This is a genomic window from Paraburkholderia tropica, from assembly GCF_014171495.1.
In the GTDB taxonomy this organism is placed as follows: domain Bacteria; phylum Pseudomonadota; class Gammaproteobacteria; order Burkholderiales; family Burkholderiaceae; genus Paraburkholderia; species Paraburkholderia tropica.
On sequence record NZ_CP049136.1, the window covers coordinates 644,969 to 661,892 of the forward strand.

General features: G+C 64.4%; 12 protein-coding genes and 1 pseudogene. 8 read left to right on the forward strand and 5 right to left on the reverse strand.

The window, feature by feature from the left end; genetic code table 11:
* Nucleotides 1-273: 273 nt before the first annotated feature.
* Nucleotides 274-840: pseudogene (flhC, locus tag G5S35_RS26420) on the forward strand (flagellar transcriptional regulator FlhC); the annotation flags it as partial.
* Between the two features lie 276 nt (nt 841-1,116).
* On the opposite strand, the gene G5S35_RS26425 reads toward flhC, so the two are convergent.
* Entirely contained in the window at nt 1,117-1,470 is a 354-nt protein-coding gene (locus G5S35_RS26425) for a phiTE_015 family protein (RefSeq protein WP_124263106.1), read from the reverse strand.
* Between the two features lie 162 nt (nt 1,471-1,632).
* Between G5S35_RS26425 and G5S35_RS26430 the strand changes: the two genes are divergently transcribed.
* On the forward strand, nt 1,633-2,166 hold the full coding sequence (locus tag G5S35_RS26430; RefSeq protein ID WP_237181727.1) for a hypothetical protein: 534 nt from the start codon (nt 1,633-1,635) through the stop codon (nt 2,164-2,166).
* A gap of 159 nt (nt 2,167-2,325) precedes the next feature.
* A complete protein-coding gene (locus tag G5S35_RS26435; protein WP_110327212.1) occupies nt 2,326-3,456 on the forward strand; it encodes a hybrid sensor histidine kinase/response regulator in 1,131 nt (376 codons plus the stop codon).
* 46 nt (nt 3,457-3,502) lie between these two features.
* Here the strand turns inward: G5S35_RS26435 and G5S35_RS26440 are convergent, their stop codons facing one another.
* The 3 genes from G5S35_RS26440 to G5S35_RS26450 all read right to left on the reverse strand — a co-directional run bounded on the left by G5S35_RS26440 (nt 3,503) and on the right by G5S35_RS26450 (nt 8,033).
* Nucleotides 3,503-6,160 (reverse strand): ATP-binding response regulator, encoded by a 2,658-nt coding sequence (locus G5S35_RS26440; protein WP_183039954.1) that lies wholly within the window; start codon nt 6,158-6,160, stop codon nt 3,503-3,505.
* Between the two features lie 28 nt (nt 6,161-6,188).
* Nucleotides 6,189-7,226 carry a 3-oxoacyl-[acyl-carrier-protein] synthase III C-terminal domain-containing protein gene (locus G5S35_RS26445; RefSeq protein WP_110327210.1) on the reverse strand — a complete coding sequence of 346 codons (1,038 nt, stop codon included), beginning with the start codon at nt 7,224-7,226 and terminating at the stop codon, nt 6,189-6,191.
* 372 nt (nt 7,227-7,598) lie between these two features.
* Complete coding sequence (locus G5S35_RS26450; protein WP_183039955.1) at nt 7,599-8,033, reverse strand: hypothetical protein; 435 nt, start codon at nt 8,031-8,033, stop codon at nt 7,599-7,601.
* Between the two features lie 408 nt (nt 8,034-8,441).
* Here G5S35_RS26450 and G5S35_RS26455 point away from each other — a divergent pair, with 408 nt between their 5' ends.
* Genes G5S35_RS26455 through G5S35_RS26470 form a run of 4 tightly spaced genes read left to right on the forward strand, consistent with a single transcriptional unit; the run spans nt 8,442 to nt 14,742 of the window.
* Nucleotides 8,442-12,002, forward strand: coding sequence for a response regulator (locus G5S35_RS26455; RefSeq protein ID WP_183039956.1), 3,561 nt, complete (start codon nt 8,442-8,444; stop codon nt 12,000-12,002).
* Nucleotides 12,003-12,005: 3 nt separating this feature from the next.
* Nucleotides 12,006-12,851 (forward strand): CheR family methyltransferase, encoded by an 846-nt coding sequence (locus tag G5S35_RS26460; protein WP_065060916.1) that lies wholly within the window; start codon nt 12,006-12,008, stop codon nt 12,849-12,851.
* Nucleotides 12,852-12,865: 14 nt separating this feature from the next.
* Nucleotides 12,866-13,597, forward strand: coding sequence for a chemotaxis protein CheB (locus G5S35_RS26465; RefSeq protein ID WP_082991981.1), 732 nt, complete (start codon nt 12,866-12,868; stop codon nt 13,595-13,597).
* Nucleotides 13,598-13,602: 5 nt separating this feature from the next.
* On the forward strand, nt 13,603-14,742 hold the full coding sequence (locus tag G5S35_RS26470; protein WP_065061034.1) for a hybrid sensor histidine kinase/response regulator: 1,140 nt from the start codon (nt 13,603-13,605) through the stop codon (nt 14,740-14,742).
* A 67-nt stretch (nt 14,743-14,809) separates the two neighbouring features.
* Here G5S35_RS26470 and G5S35_RS26475 read toward each other — a convergent pair whose 3' ends face one another.
* A complete protein-coding gene (locus tag G5S35_RS26475; RefSeq protein ID WP_065060917.1) occupies nt 14,810-15,979 on the reverse strand; it encodes a porin in 1,170 nt (389 codons plus the stop codon).
* Between the two features lie 114 nt (nt 15,980-16,093).
* Between G5S35_RS26475 and G5S35_RS26480 the strand changes: the two genes are divergently transcribed.
* A complete protein-coding gene (locus G5S35_RS26480; protein ID WP_322004261.1) occupies nt 16,094-16,843 on the forward strand; it encodes a TetR/AcrR family transcriptional regulator in 750 nt (249 codons plus the stop codon).
* Nucleotides 16,844-16,924 lie beyond the last annotated feature (81 nt).

A 16,924-nucleotide genomic window follows, 5' to 3' on the forward strand; every position in this document is an offset into this window, starting at 1 on the left:
TAAAAAACGGGGGTCGATCTGTTCTTTTCACCCGATTCTTTCCAGAACTTACCAATTCCTATAATCGTGAAAGCAAAATAAGAAGCGGCGCCCATTCCTGTGGCGGTTTCGCCCGAAAATGCCCGTCACGGCCCGTAATTCCTTATTAAATCCTGTAAATTCTTTCTAAATATTATTCTTGACGCTCGTTTGCGCGCTCCTATAATCGCCCGTGAATTCAGGCATTTAGGCCTGATTGTCGCGGCAGTAGTCACTGCCCAGGAGTTCTAAGTCATGTACAAAGGCAGTGTGACCGAGGAAGCGCGCGAGGTTTTGCGCGCAATCGAGCTGATCCAGCTTGGTGCTCGCATGCCGGTGCTCGAAAAGGAACTGACGCTCTCGAGAAATCGTCTGATTCGCCTTTATCGCGAACTCAAGAGCGCTTCGCCGCCCAAAGGCATGCTTCCGTTTTCGGCCGACTGGTATTTCACGTGGTTACCGAATATTCACGCTTCGCTTTTTTACAACATCTTCCTGTTCCTGAAAGACGAAGCGAAATGCAGCCGGCTCGATGCGCTCACACGCGCGTACCGCCTCTATATCGAGCACTGCGAATGCGCTGAATCCGAACGCGTGCTGAGCTTCACGCGCGCGTGGACGCTGCTGCGCTTCTTCGAGGGCGGTCTGCTCGCGCTCACGCGCTGCACGGTCTGCTCGGGCCGCTTCGTGCGCCACGCGCGCGATGCGATGAAACCGGCAACCTGCTGCATCTGCGCGCCGCCTTCGCGCGCCGGCGTCACGCGCGCGATGCTCGCCAGCCGCGAACTCGCGCAAGGCGCGGCAGATACGGCCGATTCGAGCGATACGCCGGATACGCCGACTTCGTCGAGCAAACGCAGGGGCACGTCACCGCTGAGCGAGATTTCCGAAGCGATGCGCGATACGCTCGCCGAAGTGAAACGCGCGGTCGATCCGAAGCGCAACGCGGCGGCGGGATCGTCGGGCAACGCAGCGGGCAAGCCGACCAGCCACCCCTTCCTGCCCAGGTCGATTCCCGTCTAGCGTCTGGCCCCGGCACTGCCGGCCGCATTCGCGAAACGGACCACGCAAAAGCGCGCCCCGGCGCGCTTTGCCGCTTTACAGATCTTCTTTTTCCGTCGCCGCCAGCAACGCGCGAATATCGCTCGCGCACAGCCGGCACACTGCTTTGCCATCCTGACTAATGTGCTGCGCCTGGCGGCTCTCGCACAACTGCGCGGCCACTTCGATCGCATGCTCGTGCGCCGCCTGCCAGATTTCCCAGGCAATCTGCGCGCCGCTCTGGGCATATTCGTCGTTGGGGGCGCGTTCGAGCGCGTCGGGCTGTTGTGCATGGGCACGCACGTAATGCGCGCGGTACAGCGCCTCGAACACCATGCGCCGCGAAGGCCGCGTCACACGGGGCTCCCCGTCGGGGTTGCCGTTGTTCCGCTGCGCGAGTGCTTCGTCCACATTCGCCTCAAGGAGTGCTGTTTCATGCAAACGACATTGTGACAGGCCAAGCTGGACAAGGGGTCTCGGAATACCGCGAATTTCTTCGCGTTATTCGTGGACCGCACCAGGCGGACAACGTGGGATTATGGTTGCCGTGTAAAAAAATAGAAGGAACCGACCATGCAACTCGGGGGTACGACGTCGTTTTCCGGCGGGGGCGCCACGACGCAGAGGTTCAACGACGGCGCGGATGACGCGGCGGCCGCGCAAGCGGCTCAAGCCGCGCAGGCGACGCCCGACATGAAGGCCTCCGCGTCGACCGGCAGCACGGACGACGCGGTCACGTCGCAGGACGACGCCGTGCGGATCTCGCCGCGCGGCTATGCCGCGGCGGCCAACGACGACAGCATCGCGGACGACGGCAACGACACCAGCGTGGACGACAGCGGCGACAGCGCCACGGCGGACGCCAGCGCGGACGGCGCCGACGGCTCGGAGACCGGCATCGACAGCACGGACGGCGCACAAACCGACGGCTCCACGGACGGCAGCGGCGACACCGCGCCGAACGCGCAGCCCGTCAAATCGCTCGTCTACGGCGCGTTCGGCCTCGAACGCCCGGACCAGGCGCCCGATCCGAACCAGGCTTACAGCACCGGCCGATGGATCGCGGCGGCCATTACGGTCGGCGGCATCGTCTCGCTTTTCATCTGACGCGAGGATCCGGCGCAAGTCGCGTCACGTTTTGAGTCGCGGCTCGAATTGCGACCCGTTACGCATAAGACGAATGAAAGGCGCTGCGTCGGGTCACCCGGCTCGACTACAATCGCATTTCCACAAGAATCAACGCCCGATTCATTTGCCGGGAATGCGATGACCAGCGCCGCCCTCCACTCCACCTTCTCCATTCTCTTCGTCGACGACGACGAGATTTCGCGCGTGCACTTCGCGCGCGCCATGCATGGACTCTATCCGGTACACGTCGCGCGCGGCGCGGAGGAAGCCATGAGCGTGCTCGCGCAGCATGGCGCGGAGATCGCGGTGCTGGTGACCGACTTCCGCATGCCCGAGCGCGACGGCGACCAGTTGCTGGAGGAAGTCGCGCAGAAATATCCGCAGATCGTGCGCATTCTGGTGACGGCGTATGCCGACAAGGACATGCTGCTGAACACGGTCAACACGGGCAATGTGTTCCGCATCCTCGAAAAGCCGCTGCGCATGGAGGCGGTGCGCGACGTGCTGCAACAGGCGGTGGCGCGCTATACCGAACGCGAAACGCGTCAGCAGCGGCTGCTGGCAATGGATGAAACACTGGCGTTTCTCGCGCATGAACTGAACACGCCGCTGGCGACCATCGCGCTGTTCGCGCGCACCATCGAAAACGACGTGTCGGGCGAATTCGACCCCGACTCGCAAACCCGCATCGCGAGCGCGGCATCGTCGATGCTCAACAACACGCAGTATTGCCTCTCGCTGATCTCGTCGTTCTGGGCCACGCTGCACAAGAACAGCGGATCGCCCTCGCTCTCGCGCGACGGCACGCGCGAAGTGAGCGCCACGCGCCTGATCGCCACGCTGCTCGACACCTATCCGTTCGCCGCCGCCCAGCGCGACTGGATCACCGTGGACGTGCAGCAGGACTTCGTCGTGCGCGCGATGCCCAATTGCGTCGCGCTCGTACTTTCCTCGCTGCTGTCGAACGCGTTGCGCGCGCTCACGAACGCCACCGAGCCCGCGCTGCATATCGAAGTGCTCAGGAACAGCGAGCATGAGATTCGCGTGCGCGACAACGGCACGGGCATCGCGCCCGACGTCAAGGCGCGTCTGCTGCAGGACCCCGTCACCACGCACGCCGAAGACGGCGGTCACGGCATGGGCATGATCTTCTGCAATCGCATCATGCGTTCGTTCGGCGGCAGCCTGCGCATCGACTCCGACTGGGGCGAGGGCACCACCGTCACGATGGGTTTCGGCAACCCGCACAAGCCCAGCGAAATCCACTGATTGCCGCGTCGCGATCGCCGTTCTCTGTATTCGCGCGGCCGAAGCGTCACTCGTCGTTCAACGCATCGCGATACCCGTTCGCCGACGCCGACGCCACGAAATAGCGCTGCAACGCATCCGCCGACCGGTTGCCGAGTGTCGTGACCTGCGCGAGCCAGTCGGCTTCCGTGGGCCACTGTCCGTCGAGCACACGCGGATAAATCTGCCGCACGTACACGTGCAGCGCCTTCGCGCCGATGTTCCCGCTGATGCCCAGCAGCAGATGCAGCGTGAAATGCGCCGCCTTCACATCGCCGGCCTGCGCGCTGTCGGCCAGTTGACCGATCAAGGTGCGGATCTGCGCGATGCCTTTGAGGAAGGTCTGATCGAGCATGTCGAGCGACGCCAGTTCTTCCAGATGCGCCTCGTCGAGCAGTTCGGTATCGATCGCAACGGACGGCGACGTGGCCGGGGTCGATGCGCGGCCGGATGCGTTATCCGCTGCACGGCTCGCTGCATGGCCCACCGCGCTGCTCGACGCAAGACGCGCACGCGCAACCGGCGTGCGCGGCGTTTCCGCGTGTTCGTGCGCACTCGCGGCGGGCGTCTGCGCGAACTGCCGCGCGAGACACGCATAGAGCGCGCCCACGCGCACCGGCTTGATCATCACTTCGTTCATGCCCGCGTCGAGACACGCGCGCAACGCTTCCATATCGGACTGGCCCGTCAACGCCACGATGGGCGCCTTCGCGTACGCGTCGTTGCGCGCGCGGATGGTCGCCGCCGTTTCCACGCCGCCCATGCCCGGCATGTTCATGTCGATCACCAGCGCGTCGATCGCGAGGCCCTGGTTGAGCCGCTCCAGCACGCCCAGCCCGTTCTCCGCTTCGAGCACGCTCGCGCCGCAGCGTTCGAGATAACTCTTCGCGACCATGCGGCTATAGGTGTCGTCGTCGGCGACGAGAATCGTCTTGCCCGCGAAGCCGTCGAAGCGCCGGTTGCGGCGGCTGCGATCGACGTTCTCCATCAGCGTTTGCAGCGCGCTGATCAGCTCGACCATGCTGATGGATTTACCGATCGTCTCGTCCATGCCCGCGCCCTGCGCCAGCACCCGCGCGACGCTATGCGGCTCCGACGTATAGCCCACGATCAACGCATTCCAGTTCGCGTGCGCGCGGTCGGCGCGAATGCGCTCCGTGGTGGTATAGCCGTCGAGGCCCGGCATGTTGATGTCCATGAGGATCAGGTCGAACGGCGCGGCGTCCTGCAGCAGCGCGAGCGCCTTTACGCCGCTCTCCGCCTCGCTCACCTGCGCGCTCACGCCGGACAGCGCCTGGCTCACGCGCGCGCGCTGGCCCGCGTCGTCGTCGACGAGCAGGATGTGCTTGTGCGCGAAGAACTGCGTGGCGCGCGCGAGCACCTGCTGACGATGCGTCGCGACTTCGGCCTCCGACACCACCGGGAATTCCAGCGTGAACTGCGTGAACTTGCCGACTTCCGAACGGCAGCCGATGCTGCCGCCGAACGAGCGCATGGCGCGCTGACAATACGCGAGGCCGAGGCCCGTGCCGGCCAGGTTGCCGTGCGTGCGGAACGGCACGAACAGATGCGACATGATCTCGGGCGCGATGCCCGGCCCCGTGTCGTGCACGATGACCTTTTGCCGTTCGACGGTCAGCGTCAGCGTGGCCGACGGATTCGCCGCCATGTGATGCAACGCGTTGCGGATCAGGTTGAACAGCGTGAACAGGTAAACCGTTTCATCGACCTTGAACGTGAAGTCCTCCAGCACCACGAGCCGCACTTTGCTGCGCTCCTTGCGGTCGCTGAAACCATATTCGTCGAGCGCCTTGCGCGTGGCGGCCGCCGCGCTCGCGTAGGTGAGATTGTCGGAACGCACGGGCTTGGCGCTCACTTCGTCGAGCGTCATGGCGATGATGCGCAGACCGCGATCGATCGCGAGCTGGCCATGTTCGAGATGCTGCGAAAGCGAGCCCACGCCGCTCGACGACGACACGGCGGACGGCCGCGTTTCGGTCATCGTGGGCAGCGCTTCTTCCATGCGGTCGAGCACGTAGCGCAACTGGCTCAGCGGATTGCGCATCTCGTGCGCGATGGTGCCCGCGAGCGCGCGCAGCGCCTCGTTTTTCGCCTGCGCGGTGATGCCCTTCATGTTGCTGTGGCTGAACGTGACACCCGCGCAAATACCGAACGCGAACACCGGCAGATACACGAACAGCAGCATGTGCGAATCGACCGCGAGCAGGCGCGGATCGACGATCCACGCGCACAGAATGGCCACGCCGACGCCAATGACCAGATTCGCCGCCAGCGCGACGAACGACGGAAAAATCGCGATCAGGAAAAACACCATGCCCACTTCGGCCATGGACCACAGCATCGAATAATGGCCGCTGAGCAGATACCAGGTGAAGAAAAACGGTAGCGTGTAGGCTACCGTCGCAAAGTAATACCACGGCAGGAAACGCGCGGCGCCGGCGGGCCAGAAGCGGCGCAGCAACAGCAGCACGCACGCGATCGAACCCACCACGCGCATCGGCAGATTCTCGTTGGGCTGCGGGTCGACGAACGTCCACCAGAACCAGTACAACGGATGACCGAGCGCACCAATCACGCCAACGGCCAGCACGCTGTAATCGGACACGTGGTAGGCGTCAATCACCCGCTGCTTCAACACGCGGATGCCTCCTGCAATGGCTCTCATATTGTTCTCGATATGCGCTCAGTCAGTCTCAGAAGATGAAGCTGCTGACATTGAATGACATGCCCGCGCTGCCCACCCAGCAGAGCGCCCGGTCGCCGCGCTTGAGCGCGCCGCTTTCCTTCGCCAGCGAGATCGCCGCGGGAATGGAAGCGGATACCAGATTACCCGTGTCGGGATAGACGTGATACATCTTGTCGTCGATGCCGGCCTTCACGCCGTAACCGTGCCACGCCGCCTTCGACGAGGCATGCGTAAACACGATGTCGATGTCCTTGCGAGGCACCGCCAGTTTCGCGAACACGTCGATCAGTTCGTCCGAGTTCTTGTGCAGATCGTGACCGTACGATGTAAAACGCATGTCGCCGTTCTTGCCGATCCGTTCGGACGGGTGACAAAACCCTTCGTAGCCGGGAATGGGGATCGTGCACAAGTCGGAAACCTCGGGCTTGCCGCGAAATTCAAAACGGAAATTATCAGGCTCTTTCGCCACGACGAGGGTTGCGGTGGCGGCTTCGCCTATCGTGAACGATGGTAATGTATATTCGACCTGCGCGTGGTTCTTCAGTTCGAAGTTGGCGGGATAGAGCGGGCCGCCGTCGAGCATGTTGAATTCGGCGTTGACGATCATCGCATTGCGATACTGGCCCGCCTTGAACAGGCTGTCCGCAATCGACATGGCGCGCGTCCAGCTCATGCAGGCATCCACCACGTCGAAGCATTCCGCATTCACGAAGCCCAGCGCGCTCGCCATCATGTGGCTGTTGCCCGGCTCCAGAAAACCGCGGCCAATGCCGACGAAAATAAACAGCTCGATCTGCTCGGGCCGCAGATACGATTCCGAGAGCGCTTTGCGCGTGGCCATCGCCACATGATCGATCGGCGACTCGTGCTTGCCGCACCAGCGCCGGTTCACCAGCCCGCTGCGGTCCAGCAGCGTCTTGATGGTCCGCAGCGTTCTGTCGACATCGCCTTCGAATCCCGAGGAGTGAAAGCGAATCAGATCGACGACTTCTTCATTTGAAACGACCCGTGACGGAAGGCTCACAGCGACATTCTTGATAAGCATAGAAAATCCGTGAAAGACGTAGATGGATGAACAAGAAAGATTGCGCGCGCAATGCACGCAGATATCGCAACGCGCGATCTCCGGCCTTGCGGCCCTCGTACATTAGCGCTTCCATCGTTATTCACGAATTGCCTGTGAGGCTGGCCAGTCACTTTCGAAAGGGCGATCTATTCGGTCGCCGCCCTCGGCGCTTCATCGATTCAAATACTTTCCTTTCATTACAGCCACACCGGATAACGGCAAGCCGCATTTGAAACTTGACCAGGTGAAATGCGGATGCCGGACAGCACGCCGCCGTCCGGGTCCCGCGGCGCAAAAGCTGATCGACGAAGCGAAGACGTAGTGGCGGATGTCGCGGCGCTTCCGGGCACTTCAGCACGAAGGCGCCGGGCCCGCCGTGCAATAGCCTAGCGGCGCGCGCCGGGTATCGACCAGGGGCAGCGCGGGCGCGGGCGCGCGCACGGGCAGCGCGGGCGCGCGCACGGGCAGCGCGATCGCACCGCACCATTCGGTATGGCTTTGCCCGGCGTGGCAGGGCATCGTGGCTTCGAGCCGTTCTTCGGCGTCCATCTCGCGGCGCTCGCGCGCGACCACGGCGGGCCGCAATTGCGCGTCGAGCCATGTCGCGAACCCCAGGACGCAACCGGCCACCACCATCAGCACGATCACGCGCGGCTTGTTGGCGCGCAGCAGCGCGAGCACGCGCGCCGCTCTGGTGTTGCCCGGCCGGCCTGCCGGATTGTCCGTATTGGCTTGCTTCTGGATGGCGGCCCGCTCGCCCGCCCCTTCGATCATTCTGGTTGCCACGCTTTCTTCGTCTTGCTGGGGTGCTTGCTGGAATTGTTGTGTGCGTCGTCGGGGCGACTGGCGATACGCCGCCCCACCTGGTTATCGGCACCACCGCGCATTACGAAAGGGCCAGAATGAAATATATTTTTTACAACGCGGCTCTGGCAGATCCGTCCCGCCGGGCGAAAACCCGCGCCGTCCCGGCCGGACACCGCCGGGCATGCGGATTGCTTTCCCGCGCGAGCCGCATGCGCTCGGGATTCCCGAGACATTCACGCAATCCGCATCCTTTTTGTATGATTGCGTTGTATCGATTTGACTTTCTCTTTATCCACGATGGGGCGGGGTTCCCACGCGCGGAATTCGCCATAAAAGCCGGTCGATATACCCGACGACCGTGCCTTCGCCCATAAAAATCGGAAAAAAATGCAAGCCGTGAACGCGATCGACCCGCTGCGCTTCAGACGCATCATTCAAAGAAACGTCGCGCTGCCACTATTGGCGGGGCTGGCGACCGCCATCGCCTTCGTGGCGCTGATCGTCTACCTCGTTTCGACGATGAGTTGGGCCGAGCACTCGGAACGCGTGATCGGCGACGCCTACGAACTGCTGCGCATTCAGGCCGACCGCGAGTCGAGCGTGCGCGGCTTTCTGCTCAATGGCGACGAACCCTCGCTGTCGACCTACGAGGTCGGCAAACCGCGTTTCGCCGCGCAGTTGCAGACGCTGAACGGGCTCGTCATCGACAACCCGCCGCAAATCGAGCGGCTCGCCCGCGTGCGCGCCATCGCCGCGCAATGGGACGCGTCCACGGCCGAGGCCATCCGTCTGCGCCGCAACCACGACAGCGTGCTCGCCACGGTCGAAAACGAACGCGGCAACGCCAGCGCCGACGCCATCCGCCGCGAATTCAGCGACTTCCTCACCGAGGAACTGCGTCTGCGCCAGGAGCGCACCGCGGCGGCGCGCCAGCTAACCGTCGTGACGGTCGCCGTCTTTCTGGCGCTCACGCTGCTCGTCAACGGCCTGCTCGCCTGGCTCGGGCGACGCGAAATGACCTCGCTGTCCTCGACTTACGACGACGCACTGCGCGGTCAGGCCGAGCAGTCCCAGGCGCTCGCGGAACAGGTCTGGCTGCGTTCTGGCCAGCGTCTGCTGGCCGAGAGCGGCATGGGCAAGGAAGCGCTCGCCGAAGTGGGCGGCGCGATGCTCGATTGCCTCGCCGGTTATCTGAGCGCGAGCGTCGCGACGCTCTATGTGCGCGACACCCGCGAAGGCGCGCTGCGCCGCGTGGCCACCTTCGGTTTCGGCGACGAAAGCGCGTACAACGTGCCGCTGCTGCAGGACGGGCAGACGCTCGTCGGCCAGGCCGCCGCGTCGCGCCGCGTGATCGAACTGAAAGACGCGCCGGCCGGTTATCTGAAGGTCGAATCGGGACTCGGCTCGACCACGCCCGCCTCGCTGCTGATCGCGCCGATCGACGCCTCGGGCCGCATCAACGGCGTGGTCGAACTCGGCTTCATGCGCGCGCTGCTGCCGCGCGACAACGAGTTTCTCTCGCGCGTGAGCAGCACGATGGGCGACCTCGTGGAAGGCGCGGTGTCGCGCGAGCGCCTGCAGGAGTCGTATTCGCAGTCGCAGCAACTGAATCACGAATTGCAGGTGCAGCAGGAAGAACTGCGCGTCGCGAACGAAGGGCTCGAAGAACGCGGCCGCGCGCTGATGGATTCGCAAACGCGGCTCGAAGCGCAGCAGGTCGAACTCGAACAGACCAACGTGCAACTCGAGGAATACGCGCGCCGGCTCGAAACGCAAAAGAGCGAACTCGAACGCGCGCAGGGCGACCTCAAGCGCAACGCCGACCGCCTCGCGCAAGCGAGCCGCTACAAGTCGGAATTCCTCGCCAACATGTCGCACGAATTGCGCACGCCGCTCAACAGCTCGCTGATCCTCGCGAAGCTGCTGCAACAGAATCGCAGCGGCAATCTGAGCGAGGAACAGGTGCGTTATGCGGCCACGATTCACGCATCGAATACCGACCTGCTCTCGCTCATCAACGACATTCTCGATCTGTCGAAAGTCGAAGCCGGGCAGATTCAGCTCATGCTCGAAACCGTGCCGCTCGAAAGCCTGCTTTCGTCGCTGCGCGAAACATTCACGCCGCTCGCGCGCGAAAAGCACGTCGCGCTCTCGATCGACCGTCTGCCTGGCGTCGCCGATCAATTTACGACCGACGGCCAGCGCGTGCTGCAAATCCTGCGCAACCTGCTGTCGAACGCGCTGAAATTCACCTCGCAAGGCGAAGTCTCGCTGACGGTGTCGCCGGTCGATGCGGGCTCCGTGCGCATCGACGTGCGCGACACCGGCATCGGTATCGCCGAAGACAAGCTCGACATGATCTTCGAGGCGTTCCAGCAAGCCGATGGTTCGACGAGCCGTCAATATGGCGGCAGCGGTCTGGGCCTGTCGATCTCGCGCGAACTGGCGCGTCTGCTCGGCGGGCGCATCGCCGTGGCGAGCGAGCCCGGCGTGGGCAGCGTCTTCACGCTGTGGCTGCCGCTCGACAGCACTGCCGCCGTCGACAGCGAAGCGCAAGCCGTGCAGGCGCTGGCCAACGCGAGCGCCTCGGCGGCGCAAGCGGGCGCGCAGGCGCGCCGCGACAGCGCCGTGCTCACCACCGCGGACACCTACACCACAACCGCCCCCGCACACGCGCCTGTCCACGCACGCGCCGCCACGCCGCCGACATCGGCGCCGTCCCACGGCGAAGGCGCGCAACCGATCGACGACGACCGCGACCAGCGCACGCACGGCAGCCGCGCGATCCTCGTGATCGAAGACGACCTGCCCTTCGCGGAAATCCTGCGCGACCTCGTGCACGAACTGCAATTCGATTTCCTGCACGCCGCCGACGCGGCCACCGGCTTCGCGATGGTCAAGGATCAGGCTCCCGTGGCCGTGCTGCTCGACGTGGGCCTGCCCGACCGCTCGGGTCTTTCGGTGCTCGAATGGCTCAAGAGCGATCCGGGCACGCGCCATATTCCCGTGCACATCGTCTCGGCCACCGACCACGCCGACAAGGCGCTGCATCTGGGCGCGATCGGCTACACGCTCAAGCCCACCGCGCGCAGCACGCTCGAAGCGGCGATTCGCCGGCTGGAGTCGCGGCTCGAACAACGCGTGAAGCGCGTGCTGGTGATCGAGGACGACCACGCGATGCGCGAAAGCATTCGCGCGCTGCTGGTCGGCGACGGCGTGGAGATCGTGGCCGTGGGCACACTTGCCGACGCGCACGCGCAGATCGCGCAAGGCGCGTTCGACTGCATCGTCACCGACCTCACGCTGCCCGACGGCACCGGCTACGACCTGCTGGAAACGCTCGCGGGCGAAGCGGGCGTCGCGCCGCTGCCGGTGATCGTCTACACGGGCCGCATGCTCTCCGACGACGACGAGCAGCGCCTGCGCCGCTATTCGAAGTCGATCATCATCAAGGGCGCGCGCTCGCCCGAGCGGCTGCTCGACGAAGTGACGCTGTTCCTGCATAGCGTGGAGTCGTCGCTCGCGCCGGAACAGCAGCGCATGCTGCGCGCCGTGCGCCAGCGCGACGACACCTTCGAAGGCAAGACCATCCTGCTCGCCGAAGACGACGTGCGCAACATCTTCGCGCTCTCGCACGTGATCGAACCGCTCGGCGCGAAGCTGCTGATCGCGCGCAACGGCCGCGAGGCGCTCGACCTGCTCGACGGCAAGGACGATGTCGATCTCGTGCTGATGGACGTGATGATGCCCGAGATGGACGGCCTCGCCGCCATGCGCGCGCTGCGCGCGAATCCGCGTCTCGCGCGCCTGCCCGTGATCGCGCTCACCGCGAAGGCAATGGCCGACGACCGCATGCGCTGCCTCGAAGCGGGCGCCGACGACTACGTTTCCAAACCCATCGACGTGGACAAGCTCGTGTCGCTGTGCCGCGTCTGGTTGCGCAAATAGCCCATGACCGACACCACGACCAGCGGCGCCCGGCAGACCAGCGTATTCGACATCGAATTGCGCCTGCTGCTCGAAGCGATCTATCTGCGCTATCAGCACGATTTCCGGCACTATTCGCTGCCGTCGCTGCGGCGCCGGCTCGAACAGGCGCGCCAGGATTTCGGCGTGGCGTCGCTGAGCCAGTTGCAGGATCGCGTGCTGCGCAGCGCCGACGACTTCTCGCGCCTGTTCGGCTACATGACGATCCAGGTCAGCGACATGTTTCGCGATCCTGAGTATTTTCTGGCGCTGCGCCAGCATGTGCTGCCGGTGCTGCAAACCTATCCGTCGCTCAAGGTCTGGGTCGCGGGCTGCAGCTCGGGCGAGGAATTGTGGTCGCTGAAAATTCTGTTCGAGGAAGAAGGGCTCGCCGAGCGCACGCTGTTCTATGCCACCGACATCAGCCCCGAAGCGCTCGAACGCGCCGAAGCCGCGATCTATCCGGTGGACCGCTTCGCAGGCTTCAGCCAGAACTATCTCGCGGCGGGCGGCAAACGCACGCTCTCCGACTACTATCACGCGGCCTACGGCAGCGCGCGTCTGTCGAGCGCGCTCAAGGAACGCGTGGTGTTCGCCGATCACAGCCTCGCGACCGACGAAGTGTTTCTCGAAGCGCATCTGGTGTCGTGCCGCAATGTGCTGATCTATTTCGATCGCCCGTTGCAGGATCGCGCCATCGGCCTGTTCGAACGCGCGCTCGTGCGGCGTGGTTTTCTCGGTCTCGGCAGCAAGGAAAATCTGCGTTTCTCGAAGCGTCACGAAGCGTTCGAGGAATTCCGCGCCGCCGAGCGCATTTACCAGAAGCGTTGAGCGGATCACCCACCATGCCAGGCTCACGCGCTAAATCCGCCCTGCTCGCCGCCGCCAGCGCGGCGCTGCGCGCCACGCGCGGCGGCAAAACGCGCTCGGGGCAAACGGCGCAGGCATCGAGCGCTGCATCGACCCACGCATCGCCCCCCGCATCTTCCGATGCGAAATTCGACGCCGTGGTCATCGGCGCATCGGCGGGCGGCGTAGACGTGCTCGGCCAGTTGCTGCCGATGCTGCCTGCGCGTTTCGGCGCGGCCGTGCTGATCGTGCTGCATCTGCCGCCCGCCTCGCCGAGCTTTCTGGTCCAGGCGCTCGGCGTTCGCTGCGCGCTGCCCGTGAGCGAGCCCGACGCGGGCGAACCGATCCAGGGCGGGCGCGTCTATATCGCGCCGCCCGACTACCATATGCTCGTGGACAGCGACGCGAGCGTCGCGCTGTCGATCGAAGGCCCGGTGCGTTTTTCACGCCCCTCGATCGACGTGTTGATGGAATCCGCCGCCGCGGTCTACGGCGCGCGGCTGCTCGGCGTGCTGCTCTCGGGCGCGAACGACGACGGCGCGCGCGGCCTCGCCGCGATCCGCGCGGCGGGCGGCACGACCTGGGCGCAGGCGCCCGACACCGCCTACGCGCCGCAAATGCCGGAGGCGGCCATCGCCGCCGGCGCGGTCAACGAAACGCTGACACCCACCGCCCTCGGCGCGCGCCTTGCCGCGTGGCCGAGGCTGTTACCCGCTTCACCCGGATGAATCGCATGTCCCTGCCTACCGTAAATGTTCTGATCGTCGACGACATCGAGCACAATCTCACGGCGCTCGCGGCCCTGCTCGCGCGTCCCGAAGTGCATCTGCTCGTCGCCCGCTCGGGTGTGGAGGCGCTCGAACTGCTGCTCGAACACGACGTCGCGGTGGCGATTCTCGACGTCAACATGCCGGGCATGAGCGGCTTCGAACTGGCCTCGCTGATCCGCGGCAGCCCGCGCACTTCGCACGTGCCGATCATCTTCCTCACCGCCACGTCGCAGGACGCGATCCGCACGTTTCAGGGCTACGAAGCGGGCGCGGTGGACTTTCTCTACAAGCCGATCGAGCCGCGCATCGTGCAGTCAAAAGTCGGCATCTTCGTGCAGATCGAACTGCAGAAGCGCCAGCTCGCCGATCAGCTCGCGGCCACGCGCCAGATGCTCGAAGCCAACGAAATGCTGATGGCCGTGCTGAGCCACGATCTGCGCACGCCGTTGTCGGCGGTGATGAGTTCGGCGGAATATCTGATGCGCGCGTCGAGCGACGAGAAGATCGTGTCGGTGGGCAAGCGCATCGAGCATTGCGGACGGCGCATGTCGCGCATGGTCGAGCAACTGCTCAATCTGGCGCGGCTGCAAGGCGGACGGCTGCCGTTACGGCGCACCGACGTGCAGCTCGACGCGCTCTGCCAGGCCGTGATCGAAGAGTTTTCCCCGCACGCCGCAAACGGACGGCTCGCCTATGCGCCGCACGGCGATCTCGGCGGTCAGTGGGATGCGGATCTGGTGGCGCAGGCCGTGTCGAATCTCGTCAGCAATGCGCTCACGCATGGCGAGCCGGGCATGCCGGTGCACGTGCGCGTGGACGGCGCGTCGCCGCATGAAGTGCTCGTGAGCGTGCACAATCGCGGCGCGATTCCCGCCGACGTCGTGCCGCTGCTGTTCTGCGCGTTCAGCACGGCGACGCGCGCGGGGCATCAGGGTTCGGGACTCGGTCTCGGGCTGCACATCGTGCGCCTGATCGCGCGCACGCATGGCGGCGACGTCAACGTGGTCTCGAACGAGCAGGACGGCACCGCGTTCACGATGCGTCTGCCGCGCGCGGCGCGTCGTCAGGTCGATCTCGACGAGAGCGAAGGCGCGCGCGCGTGAGTGAGTATGTGAGCGAGTGGATTCGCGCGGCGTGTCGCACCGCGCGAATCACACTTAAAAGCCCACCTTAGAAGCGGTGACGCAAGCCCGCCGCCACGACCACCTGATTGCTGTTCGACGACGGCGTGAGCGTATAGACCGACGCATCGAACGCCGCATTGCCGCGACCGCCGCTCACGCTCTGGAACACGCCTTCCAGATAGACATCGGTGCGCGGCGTGATGACCTTGTCGATCTGCGCCACCACCTGATTCCACTTCGGACGCGCCGAACGCGAACCCGCATCGAAACGCGCCTGCGTGTACGTATAAGCCGCCGACAGGTACAGCGAAGGCGTGACCGCGTAGCGGCCGTCGATCGAGAAGTTATCGAAAATCAGCGTATTGCCCTTGAGCGCCGTGGTCGAGCCGCCTTGCCACACGCCCGTGACGTCGTCGGTGGCCGAGTGCGTCCAGCTCACGCCCACCGAGTGCGGACCGAATGCGTAGCGCGCGCCCAGCGCCCAGATCAGCTCGTCGCCGCCCGTGATCGTGGCCGAGCCATCGGTGCTGCTGACTGCGCCATCGGCGTTCGCCACGTTGCCGTCGCGATTGATCTTGAGGATTGCCGCGCCCGCCTTGAACGGCCCGTTCGCATACGACAGACCCGCGCTGTACGCCGCGTTATTGCCGAAGCTGCCCGCCGTGTTCGAGAAGCCGTACATCGCGCCGGCCGTGAAACCGCGATAGGTCTCGCTCGTGTAGCGCACCGCGTTGTTGATGCGGATGTTCTGGATCGAATCGTCGTTGTCGTACGGGTGCATCGCCAGATTGCCGCCCCAGCCCGAACCCGCCGCGCCCAGCGGCGTCACGAAAGTCAGGATGAAGTCGTACTGGCGACCCATCGTGAACGTGCCGTAACCATTGGCGCGCAAGCCCACATACGATTGACGGCCGAACAGTTTGCCGCCGTTGCTGGTCTTGCCGTTGACCGACGAGAAGCCGCCTTCCAGCATGAAGATCGCCGACATGCCGCCGCCGAGATCTTCCGCGCCGCGCAGGCCCCAGCGCGACGCACTGAGATTGCCGCTATTCATCTGCACGCCACCGCTGCCCGGCGAATTCGCGCCATTGGTGCGCTGATTGCTTACGTAGGATATCGAAGTATCGACGAGACCGTAGAGCGTGACGCTACTCTGCGCGTGGGCTGCGCCTGCGCTGAGGCCGCCGAGACAGGCGATCAGGATTTTCTTGTTCATCGTGTGCTGGTCTGTTTGCGTTCGGACGCCGCATGACACCGCCGCGCGGCGCACCGGGGAACTCGTTGTAATTGGAGATGCACGAGCGCTCGTGCATCGCGCCGATTGTCGCGGGTGTCGCGTCGCGAATTAATAGGGCCATCGCGAAAGCACCATTCCATAAAACGCAAGGAATCGAGTCGCAACAAAGGTCGCGCACGGTTTTCGCTTGATTTGGAAACGAACATTTCCTATACTCCCGCCATGACATCCGAAACGTCTTCCAGAGCCCAGGCGCGCAGCCCCGGCCGCCCGCGCGAATTCGATATGGACAGCGTGCTGGACGGCGCCGTGCGGGTTTTTCGCGAGCGCGGCTATCACGCGACCTCGGTGGGCGACCTCGGCGACGCCACCGGCCTGACTGCGGGCAGCCTGTATAAAGCCTTCGGCGACAAGCGCGGCGTGTTTCTCGCGGCCTTCGAACGCTACGTGCAAACACGCAACGCCGATCTGCGCCAGCAGCTGGATCGACAATCTAGCGGATTCGAAAAGATTCGCGCCGTGTTGCACTTCTATGCAGCGTCTTCGCATGGCCTCGAAGGACAGCGCGGCTGCCTCGTCATTTCCAGCGCCACGGCGCTCGCCACGCTCGACGAGGAAATGGCCACGCTCGTCGAATCCACCATTCGTCACACTGAAGCGATGCTGCGCCGTCTCCTGCAACAAGGGCAGGAAGACGGTTCGATCAGCTGCGAACTGCACGTCGCGGCCATGGCGCGCACGCTGCTCGCGCTTTTACAGGGTTTTCGTCTGCTCGGCAAATCGGGGCGTTCGGCGCACGACATGCATTCTGCCGCCGACGAAGCGCTGCGCCTGCTGACCTGAAAATTTTTTCGCCAATTAGGAAACGATTATTTCCAATATAGACGATGACGATCATCGCCATTCATTTCATTATCGCAACGG

Excerpts from the sequence above, each read along its gene's own strand:
- G5S35_RS26455 (WP_183039956.1), top strand. The coding sequence starts at position 8,442 with ATGCAAGCCGTGAACGCGATCGACCCGCTGCGCTTCAGACGCATCATT.
- G5S35_RS26430 (WP_237181727.1), top strand. The coding sequence starts at position 1,633 with ATGCAACTCGGGGGTACGACGTCGTTTTCCGGCGGGGGCGCCACGACG.
- G5S35_RS26445 (WP_110327210.1), bottom strand. The coding sequence starts at position 7,226 with ATGCTTATCAAGAATGTCGCTGTGAGCCTTCCGTCACGGGTCGTTTCA.
- G5S35_RS26475 (WP_065060917.1), bottom strand. The coding sequence starts at position 15,979 with ATGAACAAGAAAATCCTGATCGCCTGTCTCGGCGGCCTCAGCGCAGGC.
- G5S35_RS26440 (WP_183039954.1), bottom strand. The coding sequence starts at position 6,160 with ATGAGAGCCATTGCAGGAGGCATCCGCGTGTTGAAGCAGCGGGTGATT.
- G5S35_RS26465 (WP_082991981.1), top strand. The coding sequence starts at position 12,866 with ATGCCAGGCTCACGCGCTAAATCCGCCCTGCTCGCCGCCGCCAGCGCG.
- G5S35_RS26460 (WP_065060916.1), top strand. The coding sequence starts at position 12,006 with ATGACCGACACCACGACCAGCGGCGCCCGGCAGACCAGCGTATTCGAC.
- G5S35_RS26470 (WP_065061034.1), top strand. The coding sequence starts at position 13,603 with ATGTCCCTGCCTACCGTAAATGTTCTGATCGTCGACGACATCGAGCAC.
- G5S35_RS26435 (WP_110327212.1), top strand. The coding sequence starts at position 2,326 with ATGACCAGCGCCGCCCTCCACTCCACCTTCTCCATTCTCTTCGTCGAC.